Origin of the sequence: Micromonospora sp. NPDC049799 (assembly GCF_040656655.1) — a bacterium.
In the GTDB taxonomy this organism is placed as follows: domain Bacteria; phylum Actinomycetota; class Actinomycetes; order Mycobacteriales; family Micromonosporaceae; genus Micromonospora.
In genome coordinates this window covers 1-9,789 of record NZ_JBFAMU010000170.1, presented here as the reverse complement: position 1 = coordinate 9,789, position 9,789 = coordinate 1, and the positions used below count along the sequence as shown (strand labels likewise).

Annotated in this window: 12 protein-coding genes; 7 read left to right on the top strand and 5 right to left on the bottom strand. The window is 73.8% G+C overall.

Annotated elements, in window-relative coordinates:
- From AB0I76_RS15125 to AB0I76_RS15110, 4 genes are all read left to right on the top strand, one after another.
- On the top strand, positions 1 to 755 hold a 755-nt coding region (locus tag AB0I76_RS15125; RefSeq protein WP_357034822.1), incomplete at its 5' end, for an oxidoreductase.
- The gene (locus AB0I76_RS15120) at positions 755 to 1,027 is read left to right on the top strand and encodes a DivIVA domain-containing protein (protein ID WP_357034820.1); all 273 of its coding nucleotides are present in this window, start codon (positions 755 to 757) and stop codon (positions 1,025 to 1,027) included. The genes AB0I76_RS15125 and AB0I76_RS15120, both read left to right, overlap by 1 nt.
- 131 nt (positions 1,028 to 1,158) lie before the next feature.
- On the top strand, positions 1,159 to 1,830 hold the full coding sequence (locus AB0I76_RS15115) for a hypothetical protein (protein WP_357034818.1): 672 nt from the start codon (positions 1,159 to 1,161) through the stop codon (positions 1,828 to 1,830).
- 46 nt (positions 1,831 to 1,876) lie between these two features.
- On the top strand, positions 1,877 to 2,263 hold the full coding sequence (locus AB0I76_RS15110) for a GIY-YIG nuclease family protein (RefSeq protein ID WP_357034816.1): 387 nt from the start codon (positions 1,877 to 1,879) through the stop codon (positions 2,261 to 2,263).
- A gap of 6 nt (positions 2,264 to 2,269) precedes the next feature.
- Here the strand turns inward: AB0I76_RS15110 and AB0I76_RS15105 are convergent, their stop codons facing one another.
- Entirely contained in the window at positions 2,270 to 3,175 is a 906-nt protein-coding gene (locus AB0I76_RS15105; protein WP_357034814.1) for a cellulose binding domain-containing protein, read from the bottom strand.
- A 177-nt stretch (positions 3,176 to 3,352) separates the two neighbouring features.
- On the opposite strand from AB0I76_RS15105, the gene AB0I76_RS15100 reads away from it, so the two are divergent.
- On the top strand, positions 3,353 to 4,090 hold the full coding sequence (locus AB0I76_RS15100) for a hypothetical protein (RefSeq protein ID WP_357034812.1): 738 nt from the start codon (positions 3,353 to 3,355) through the stop codon (positions 4,088 to 4,090).
- A 198-nt stretch (positions 4,091 to 4,288) separates the two neighbouring features.
- On the opposite strand, the gene AB0I76_RS15095 is transcribed toward AB0I76_RS15100, so the two are convergent.
- The 4 genes from AB0I76_RS15095 to AB0I76_RS15080 form a co-directional block, all read right to left on the bottom strand.
- Positions 4,289 to 4,507: a hypothetical protein gene (locus AB0I76_RS15095; protein ID WP_357034810.1), complete on the bottom strand. Its 219-nt coding sequence runs from the start codon at positions 4,505 to 4,507 to the stop codon at positions 4,289 to 4,291.
- Between the two features lie 69 nt (positions 4,508 to 4,576).
- Positions 4,577 to 4,954 (bottom strand): DUF4180 domain-containing protein, encoded by a 378-nt coding sequence (locus tag AB0I76_RS15090; protein WP_357034808.1) that lies wholly within the window; start codon positions 4,952 to 4,954, stop codon positions 4,577 to 4,579.
- A complete protein-coding gene (locus AB0I76_RS15085) occupies positions 4,947 to 5,381 on the bottom strand; it encodes a helix-turn-helix domain-containing protein (RefSeq protein ID WP_357034806.1) in 435 nt (144 codons plus the stop codon). The genes AB0I76_RS15090 and AB0I76_RS15085 overlap by 8 nt, the downstream gene beginning before the upstream one ends.
- Before the next feature lie 6 nt (positions 5,382 to 5,387).
- Positions 5,388 to 6,248 (bottom strand): sigma-70 family RNA polymerase sigma factor, encoded by an 861-nt coding sequence (locus AB0I76_RS15080; RefSeq protein WP_357034804.1) that lies wholly within the window; start codon positions 6,246 to 6,248, stop codon positions 5,388 to 5,390.
- A 76-nt stretch (positions 6,249 to 6,324) separates the two neighbouring features.
- On the opposite strand from AB0I76_RS15080, the gene AB0I76_RS15075 reads away from it, so the two are divergent.
- Together AB0I76_RS15075 and AB0I76_RS15070 are read left to right on the top strand one after the other, a co-directional pair.
- Complete coding sequence (locus tag AB0I76_RS15075; protein WP_357034802.1) at positions 6,325 to 6,657, top strand: VOC family protein; 333 nt, start codon at positions 6,325 to 6,327, stop codon at positions 6,655 to 6,657.
- 118 nt (positions 6,658 to 6,775) lie between these two features.
- Positions 6,776 to 9,789, top strand: a 3,014-nt coding sequence (locus AB0I76_RS15070) for an AAA family ATPase (protein ID WP_357034801.1), incomplete at its 3' end; no start/stop codon positions are given.

Sequence of the window (9,789 nt, the reverse complement as noted above, 5' to 3'; positions counted from 1 at the left end):
GCGCCGGCCACCGCGCCGCGCAGGCCGTGCGCCACGCCGCCGGCCACGTCGGCGACGGCCCGGCTTGGTGGCCCGCCGAGGTCACCGGCCACCACCGGCCGTGCGACACGATCGCGATCCTGACCGTACGTCCCCAGCGTCCCGTGCCCCACCAACCCCGCAACGCCGTCCCGGTCTGCACGCCGCGCCACCCCGGCCGGTGGCGCTGGCTGTCCCCGGCGAACGCCCCACGCCCCGACGGCACGGTCGAGCTGCACGTTCGCGCCGTCGGTGCCGTCTCCCACAGCCTCGTCCACGACGTACGCCCCGGCGAGCCGCTCTGGCTCGGCCCACCCTGCGGCACCGGCCTGCGGCTCGACCCGTGGTCGACGGCGGATCTGTTGCTCGTGGCCGGCGGGACCGGGCTGGCGCCGCTGCGCGCCCTGGTCGAGCAGGTCGCCCACGGACCGGGGAGTCGGCGGGTGACCCTGGTCGTCGGCGCCCGCACCTTCGCCGACCTGTACGACGCGATCACCCTCGACCGGCTCCAGGAAGCCCACGACTGGCTGACCGTCGTACCCGCCTTCAGCCACGACCCGTGTGCCGAACGGGACGAGCGGGGCGACGCACTGACCGTCGCCCTCGCCCGTCATCGTCCCGACCAGGAGGTGTTCGTCTGTGGACCGCCGCTGATGCTCGTCGGGTCCCGGCTGCGGCTGCTCGCTGCCGGGGTGCCCGGCGACCGGATCCACCTGCCCGCCACGGCGGTGCCCTGATGGCGGTCTACCGCAGCCGCAACGCCCTGACCGGCCCGCTCACCCCGGACCGCATTGCCGGTGTAGCGCTGCCGCGCACGTCTTTCTGCCAGCGGGGTTACCGGGCCGACGACGTCGACGCCCTGCTGCACCGCCTCGCTCATGAGCTGCGCGATCGCACCCGTCAGCTCGACCTCACCCGCGCCGAGAACCACCGCATCAAGGAGGCGCTCCGCGCCTGGCAGACCCGGCGCACCGATGAGCGGGCGCAGGCCCGGCATGCCGGTCGATGAGCGGCGACCATGGGCGACGTTGGGGCGGTACGGCGGCCGGTAGCCACCGAGAGGATGGTCGACACCCCTTGGCTCTCCATCGACCCACGTGAGAACGTCTATGTCGGAGAGTGTGCGGTGGGACACAGGGGGTGATCGGTGTGGGGGTCGCGGACGGGGCGTCGCAGTGGTCGATCGAGAAGTTCGGGTTCGCCCAGGCGGTGGCGCTGCGCAAGCACGTCCCGGCGGCCCTTAAGCGGGCGGTCGAGCGCGCGATGGACGCGCGCGAGGCTTCCGAGATGACCAGCGACCACGCCTTCGGCTCCGTGCGCTGGCTGGTTCAGTACGAGGAACTGCACCAGCGCCTCCGGGATATGCCCGACGTGACGGACCTGCGCCCGCCGGGCGCGCAGTTCAGGATCACCATCTGCGCGGGGCATTTCCTGCTGCCGTGGCACTACGCGACCAAGAGTGACGTCGAGATCGTAAGGGTCCGGCCAGGACGGACCTTCAGCCGCTTCGCTCGCTACCTTCTCGCCATGTACGGCCCTGAGCCGCAGTACCAGCAGGACATGCTGCCGCTCATGCCGGTCAGTGAACAGGAAGCCCGCGACCGGTCCGAGCTGCGGGATGCGGTCGAGCGGCTGCCCGTCGAGCCGAAGGTGCTCCTGATCGGCTACGCCTGCAATTCGGACGCCGGGCTGCTCCGCGTCTCCTGGGGCGAGGCAGCGCTGAGACACAACGACGAACTGGAGTGGCAGTACGTCGAGGAATTGCCGCTGCCGGGCGACGCGTCCCAGGGCCGCCGTGGCTTCGCCGCCTGACCAGCAGGGGACAACGCATCGGGGAGTGAGCCGATAGCGTCCGCTCATGCCTGACGCCGATCTCGACGACCTGCTCGCCGCCTTCACGCCCGCCCGGCCGTACACCATGAAGGTTGCCGCCGACGCGCCCCACGCTCCCGGCGCACACGTGGTCTTGAAACGCGGCGTGGTTGTCTACGTCGGCTACACCGGCAACCTGCGCAACCGCCTTCGGCAGCACCTCACCGGCAACCGTGACTCGTCGGTGCTGCACCAGCAGGTCGGTCAGCTCCTCGACCGCCCCGACCGGGCGGCGTCGGCCGAGGACATCGCGGCCTGGCTGGGTCGCTGCGAGGTCCGCTGGCAGGAGACCGAGAATCCCGAGGGTACGAAGGAAGCCCTCGTTCTGGCGCTACGTCCCCGGTTCAACCGGCTGGTGCCGAAGTCGCGGTAGGGCTGCTCAGGCGTACGTGTCGCCGAACTCGCGGACGCCGTCGACGTCCAGCGTGATCCGGCTGTTGTCGGTCCACTGACCGGTCGCCTCCCGCCAGCTCGGGTCATCACGCTCGTTGATGTCGGTCCAGCTGTGCCGGTGATGGCGCAGGTAGATCGGCCCGGACGACTCGCCGGGGGCGAGCACCCCGCTGGTGAAGGTCAGCTCCACCCAGCCGGGGACCGGCGTGCCCGGCAGCGGGTACCGGGTCGGCGTCGGTGTGGGCGTGGGCGTGCTGCCCGGCGGCGGAGGTGGCGGCGCCGGCGGTGGGAAGAACGCCAGGGTGCGCCCGATGCGGTCGCAGCCCAGCGCCGCCCAGTCGCAGTTCAGCACGAGCGAGGTGTTGCCGCCCTCGAACACCAGGTGATAGCGCACCCGCACGCTGGTCAGGTCGAGCGGCCCGGTGCCGGTGTTGGTGACCTGGAGGACGTGCTGGATCTGGTTGTTCGTCGGCGACCAGTCGAGGTTGAGGTAGCTGACCTTCGCCCGCCCGTACGCGGTGCGGACCAGCGTGACCGGCGAGGGGTCGGAGTAGCCGCCCAGGGCGTACGCGCTGATCGCGATGCGGTACTCGCTGCCGGGGGCCAGGTTCGTGAGCGTGATGGTGGTGTCGGTGGTGCTGCCCAGTCCTCGGTAGACGTTGGGGCCCAGCTGCGCCCGCATCTCGTACGTGATCGGCTCCTCGCCGGCCGGTTCGCCTGCCCAGGTGGAGCCGTCCCAGGACAGGGTGAGCCGGTGAGGTTCATTGACCACGACGACCGGGGCGCCGGGGGTGGTGAGCGCCGGGGCGTCGTCCGCTCGGGCGGCGCTGACGGCGAGCTGGCCCAGCAGCGCGGCGAGGACTACTGCGACGGTGGTGCGGCGGGCACGCATGGTGAGCAGCCTAGGGGCTTCCAATGATGCTTATCAATCGTTAGGGCGTGCGCTCCTCACTTGATACCCCGGTTTCCCATCACAGGGCATCGGTGGGGACGGGGCGTCGATAGCTTCCGGGATACCTGACATCCCGAACCGGTGGTGGGATGTCCATGACCCGTGAGGGGATTACCCGTGTCGCTGTACGACGGTCCCTCCCTACCCAGCGAACCCGCCCCGATCGCCGTCCACACCGACCGGTGGCGGGCGACGTTGCCCCCGGACGCCTGGCCGACCGGATTCCCGGAGACCGGCGTCGTCTGGCGGCGGGACGTGTTCGCCGTCGCCGACGCCTGGCGCGAGGGAGCGGCGAGCCCGCGCCAGCTCCTCGCCGCCGTCCTGATGTGGGGGTACGGGCCGATCGGCTACGGCCCGTGGCGCGCTGCCCGCTCGCTGAAGGGCGACCCGGACGGCAGCCGCCTGACGCACGCCCTGGACGGCATCGCGGCGGCGACGCCCGACGAGGAGGCGCTGCGTACGGCGTACCGGCGGTTCCGCGATCCGAAGGAGTCCCGCCTGCCGTGGCTCGGGCCGGCGTTCTTCACGAAGCTGCTCTACTTCGCCGCCTACCGGCGCGACGCCGAAAGCCGCCGCGACTCCGAATGCCGACCCGGCGCCGAGGGGCGGCGCGACACCGAGGGCCTGCGACCGCTGATCCTCGACCGGGTCGTGGCCGGTCGGCTGCCCACCGAGGCCGGGGTGCGGCGGCGGTCCGGCTGGCTGTCCGAGGAGTGGCTCGCCTACCTGCGCTGGGCCGCAGCCCAAGCGGAGGTCCGGGGAGTCGAGCCGGACGAGGTGGAGATGGCGCTGTTCCACGACCGGTGGCCGCCCTCCGACGCCGGCCCGGCCGGCGTCCGACCGGCAGCCGAATGAGCGGACCGCGCCAGACGCCGCGCGCCGGGCTGGAACCCAGGCCAAACGCCGCGCCCCGGCTCGGATTCGCGCCAAACGCGGCGCCCAGGCTCGGATCCGCGCCCCAACTCGGATCCACGCCAAGTGCCGCGCCCCGGCTCGAATCCACGCCGACGCCGCGCCCCGGCACCGAATCCGCCGCGGCGCAGCGCCCGACGATCAGCTTCCCTGGCGTTGGACCCGCTCGCTGCCCTCGACCTTGGCGCGGCCGTGATCGCGTTCGGTGCCGGACGTGCCGGTCGCGGCCCGCAGGTGTCGGCGCTCCGGCGAGCGTTCGACCTCCGAGCCCTGGCGGCCTCGCGCGCCGCTGCCCGGATGGCGCCCCGCGCGGGCCGACTCGCCGCCAGGATCATGCTTGTTCGGCTTGTGGCTACCCATGGGGCCCGCGTACCCGGCAGGCCGGCCGCTACGCATCGCGGCCGGCGGCCCGGCATCGCCGCCTCACGGCTACGCGCCGGCCGCCGGGGCGGCCAGTCGGGCGTCGAGGGCGTCGAGGTCCGGTACGAACCAGACATGCCCACCCCGGTTCGACTCCTGCACCAGTGCTCGCAGCGCCGACGACGCCGCCAGGTGCGCGGAGATGTCGCCCACGACGACCAGGCGCAGTCGGTAGTTGACGAACTTCTGCATCACGTCACCGGCGAACCGGGTCCCCAGGGAGAAGAAGCGTGGGTCCAGGCGGCTCGCCGGTACGGCCACCACCTCGACGCCGAGGAACGCCGCGCCGACCAAATCCAGCGCGTCCTGTTCGGTGACGATCGGCGGCCCGTCCGGGTCGCACACCAGCACCTGTACGCCGGTCAGCTCCCGGATGTCGTCAGCCACGGCGCACCAGCCCGTTGTCGCCGTCCAGCACCCCGTCGAGCAGCCGCAGCAGCTCGGCGGTGGCGGTGGCGCCGCCCAGGATCATGATCGTCATGCGGTGTCGCTCCTCGTCGTAGACGGTCTGCACCCGCAGCGGGTCCGCCGGGTCGTGGTTGGTGTTCGCCCCGGCGAGGACGAGCGTGCCGAGCCGGTCGGCCGAGGCACGGTCGACACCGTCGATCCGGACGACGCTGGACACCTCGACCGAGGAGGTGGCGGCCGGTCGCGGCGTGCCGGTCAGCGCGTCGAGGTCGGCGCGGGCGATCCGGTACTGCTTGCCGATCCGCACCGCCCGCAGCCGCCCGGAACGGATGTAGCCGCGCACGGTCCGCACGTGCAGGCCCAGCCGCTCCGCCACCTGCTCGACGGAGTACATGTCATTACTCATCGCTCCCTACGGTAGCTCGTCAGGGAATGTTAGGGATAGAAGGGTAATCGTCTCCGGGTCGGCGACCAGGTCGACGGCCACGATCCGGTCGCCCTCCAGCGCGAACCGGAACACCACCCGAGGCTCGCCGCCGACCAGCCACACCGCCCCCGGCGCCCCGTCCACGAGCGCCGGGCGGGCCGCCCGTGCCCGACCGGAGAACGTCTCGGCGACGGCGTGCGCTCCGCGTACCTCCGGGGTCGCCCCGGAGGCGACGGCGGCGGCGTCCGCGCGGAGGACGACCTCGGGATCCAGCACCGCGAGCAGCGCCGCGAAGTCGCCGCCGCGTGACGCGGCGAGGAACGCGGCGACCACCTCGCGCTGGCGTACCGGATCGGGCGCGGCCGAGCCCCCACGGACCCGGCGGCGCGCGCGGCTGGCCAACTGCCGCGCGGCCTCCGGGGTCCGATCCACGATGGGCGCGATCTCGTCGTACGGCAGGGCGAAGAGATCGTGCAGCACGAACGCGAGCCGTTCGGCGGGGGTCAGCGTCTCCAGCACGACGAGCAGCGCCACCCCGACCGAGTCGGCCAGTTCGACCTCCTGCTCCGGACCGTCGATCGTCCCCGCCCCCACGACCAGATCCGAGGGCTCCTCCCGACGGGCCTTGCGGGACTGGAGCATGTTCAGGCTGACCCGGGCGACGATCGTGGTGAGCCAGCCGCCCAGGTTCTCGATCCCGTCGGTGCCGGCGCGGCTGGCCCGGATCCACGCCTCCTGGACGGCGTCGTCGGCGTCGCCGACCGAGCCGAGCAACCGGTACGCCACCGACCGCAGGTGCGCCCGATGCTCCTCGAACCGCTCGGCCAGCAGATCGGTCCCGTCCATCCCGTCACGTCCCTCCGTCGCGCCCTGTCAGAGAAGATGACCGGCGCGCGGGCGCCGGCGTGACGAGAGGCGAGAAATGAAGACCATCATCATCCCCGTCCGCGACCTGACCAGCGCCAAGGCGCTCTACCGGGAGCTGCTCGGTGTGGCGCCGCACATGGACGAGCCCTGGTACGTGGGCTTCACCGTCGACGGGCAGGAGATCGGTCTCGACCCGCACGGCCACGACAAGGGGATGACCGGCCCGGTTGTGTACCGGCACGTCGACGACATCCACACGATGCGCAAGCTGCTGCTCGACGTCGGCGCCGAGTCGGTGCAGGACGTCACCGACGTCGGCGGCGGCAAGCTGGTCGCCACCGTCCGGGACGCCGACGGCAACGCGATCGGGCTCCTGCAGCCGGCGTGAGGCGGGCGGGCCCAGGCGGTCGCGCGAGGTGGGCCGGCGCACACGGGGGCGCCGGCCCCGGCTGGTCGAGCCTCTGCTCGAACGAGTCTGTCGGTGTTCTCCGTTACCGTGTCGATCCATGGACCCGCGGCACGGCGCGACCCTCATCGGGCGCGAACATCCGGCCGCCCTCCTGCGTGCCGAGGTCGACCGCGTAATGGACAGCCACGGTGGGCTCGTCCTGGTCACCGGTGAGCCGGGCATCGGCAAGACGACGCTGGTGACGGCGGCGGCCGAGGAGGCCCGCCGGCGCGGCGCGCTGGTGCTCGGCGCCGCCTGCTGGGACTCCGACAACGCGCCCGGGTACTGGCCCTGGGTGCAGACCGTCCGTGGGTTACGGCGCTCCACCGACGACTGGGCGGTCGCCCGGGAGGTCGCCGAACCGGCCCTGGCGATGCTGCTCGGCGAGGCGACCGGCCCGGCCGACGAGCCCGACGACGACGCCGCGCGCGACGCCTTCGCCCTCTACGACGCCGTGACCACCGCTCTGGTCGCGGTCTCGCAGCGCCGGCCGGTCGTGGTGGTCCTCGACGACCTGCACTGGGCCGACCCGGCGTCGGTGCGGTTGCTGCGGTTCGCCGCGCAGCACACCTGGTTCGAGCGGTTGCTCCTGCTGGGCACCTACCGCGACGCCGAGGTGGAGATGGCCGATCATCCTCTCGCGCCGCTGCTGGTGCCGCTGACCGCGAAGGCGACCACGGTGACCCTCACCGGGATGTCCCGCGACGAGGTGAGCGCCCTGGTGGTCCGCACGGCGGGACGCGAGGCCGACGCACAGGTGGTCGACGAGATGCACCGCCGCACCGGCGGCAACCCGTTCTTCGTCGAGCAGGCCGCCCGGCTGTGGCGTACCGGCGGGTCGGTCGACCAGGTCGCTCCCGGCGTGCGGGAGGTGATCCGGCAGCGGCTGGCGCAGCTTCCGGCAGCGGTGGTCGACACGCTCACCGCCGCCGCGGTTCTCGGCCGGGAGTTCCACCGGGGGCTCCTGGCGGCCACCGTCGGGCGGCCCGCGCCGCAGGTCGACCGGGACCTGGACCGGGCAGTGACGGCCCGGCTGGTGTTCGACCGGGGCGCCGGCCGTTCCGCGTTCGTGCACGACCTGGTGCGGGAGACCCTGTACGACGGCCTGCCGGTGGCCGACCGCCGGGCCCGGCACGCGGCGGTGGTGCGGGCGGTGGACGGCGCGGCGGCGCTCGCCGAGCACCTGGTCCCCGCCGACGTGGCCCGGCACGCCTGGCTCGCCGTGCCCGATCTCCCGCCGGGGCGCGCCGCCGACCTGCTGGTGGTCGCCGGTCGGGAGGCCGGCCGCCGGATGGCCCTGGAGGAGTCGGCGGAGCACCTGCGCCGGGCCCACACGGTCGCGGTGGATCCGGCCCAGCGCGTACGGATCATGGTCGAGCTGGCCGCGCTGCTGCACCACGCCGGTCGCCGGGACGAGGCGGGCCGGCTGCTCGCCGAGGCCGAACCCCTCGCGCTGACGCTCGACGATCCGGCGGTGCTGGCCCGGGTGGCGCTGACGGTCCACCGTCACCACTGGACTCCGGCCGGAGCGTCGGACCGGGCCGAAGGGATGCTGCGCGAGGCGCACCGGCGGCTGGTCGGCGTTCCCGACGAGGAGCAGCCGCTGCCCGCCGTGGTGACCGACCTGGTCACCGTCACCGAGAGGCTCGCCCGGCGGGGCGCCGACGACGAGGCGCTCACCTTCAGCCTGTGGACCCTGCACGACACCACCTGGGGGATGGGCACCGCCGGCGAACGGGCGGCCATCACCGCCGAGATCCGGGACGTGGCCCGCCGGGCGGGCGACGAGGAGACCGTGCTGTGGGCCACCTCGCTGCGCTGGGTCGCGCTCCTCGAACTCGGCGACCCGGGTTACCTGGCGGAGTGGACCGCGTTCGTCCGGGGAGCCGGGGAGAGCGACGCGGTCCGGCACCGGATGGCCGGAGCGATCGACGGCGGCATCGTCGCCGCCTTCCGGGGTGACTTCGCCGCGGCCGGCACGGCCTTCGACGTGCTGGGCGACATGGACGAGTGGCCGGAGGGGGAGCACGGCTTCCTCGGCAAGCACGTGCGGTGGTCGTGGCTGCTGCTCCAGGGCCGGTTCGCCGAGGTCGACGCCCTGCTCGACGGGTTGGCCCCGGCCGACTACCCGTACCTCGCCCTGCTGCGCGGCATCACCGCCGTGGAACGGGGCGACCACGCCGAGGCCGTCCGGCTGGTCGGTGAGATCGAGGCGGCCGGTGTGGCGTACCCGCGTCCGGTGTCGCCGCTGTGGCTGCGCCTGGCCGCTCAGGTCGCCGCCGCCACCGGCGACCCGGGGCGTGGCGACCGGGTGCGGGAGGAGCTGGCACCGTACCGGGGGCAGTGGCTGGTGGCGTTGTTCGGCTGCGACCTGAGCGGCCCGGTCGACCACTGGCTCGCGGCGGTCGACGCGGCGGGCCGACGGTGGGACGAGGCGGTCGCCGGGTTCTCCGCCGCCCGCGACGCCGCCGACCGGATGGGGTCCCGACCGTGGTCGGTGCTCGCCCGCGCCGGCCTGGTCGAGGCGCTGGCCGGTCGGGACGGCCCGGACGACCGGGCCCAGGCTTCCGCGATCCGCGCCGGGGTCCTGCGGGACGCCCGCGAGCTGGGCATGGCCCAGGTGCGTGCCCGGTTCGGCGACACCGGCCCGGCACCCACCGCCGGCGACGCTCCGCCGCCCGCCGCCGTCGCGCCGGCCTCCCCACCGGCGTACGCGTTCCGCCGCGACGGCCCGGTCTGGGAACTCGCCTGGGACGGCACGGTGGTGCACCTACCGGACGCGAAGGGCCTGCACGACCTGCGCCTGCTGCTGAGCCGTCCGGGCGTCGACGTGCCGACGGTGGAGCTGCTCGACCCGGCCGCCGGGCCGGAACTGGTGGCCGCCCGCCGCCTCGGTGGCGACCCGGTGCTGGACGACGAGGCGAAGGCCCGCTACCGGCGGCACCTGGACCGGCTCGACGACGAGATCGACCGCGCCGCCGAGCGGGGCGACCGGCAGCGGGTGGACGCCCTCGACGCCGAGCGTGCCGCTCTGCTGCACGAGCTGCGGGCCGCCGCCGGACTGGCCGGCCG

Bases quoted from the DNA above. Each gene is read 5' to 3' on its own strand.
- AB0I76_RS15120 (WP_357034820.1), top strand. From the start codon at position 755: ATGGCGGTCTACCGCAGCCGCAACGCCCTGACCGGCCCGCTCACCCCG.
- AB0I76_RS15110 (WP_357034816.1), top strand. From the start codon at position 1,877: ATGCCTGACGCCGATCTCGACGACCTGCTCGCCGCCTTCACGCCCGCC.
- AB0I76_RS15105 (WP_357034814.1), bottom strand. From the start codon at position 3,175: ATGCGTGCCCGCCGCACCACCGTCGCAGTAGTCCTCGCCGCGCTGCTG.
- AB0I76_RS15095 (WP_357034810.1), bottom strand. From the start codon at position 4,507: ATGGGTAGCCACAAGCCGAACAAGCATGATCCTGGCGGCGAGTCGGCC.
- AB0I76_RS15085 (WP_357034806.1), bottom strand. From the start codon at position 5,381: ATGAGTAATGACATGTACTCCGTCGAGCAGGTGGCGGAGCGGCTGGGC.
- AB0I76_RS15080 (WP_357034804.1), bottom strand. From the start codon at position 6,248: ATGGACGGGACCGATCTGCTGGCCGAGCGGTTCGAGGAGCATCGGGCG.
- AB0I76_RS15075 (WP_357034802.1), top strand. From the start codon at position 6,325: ATGAAGACCATCATCATCCCCGTCCGCGACCTGACCAGCGCCAAGGCG.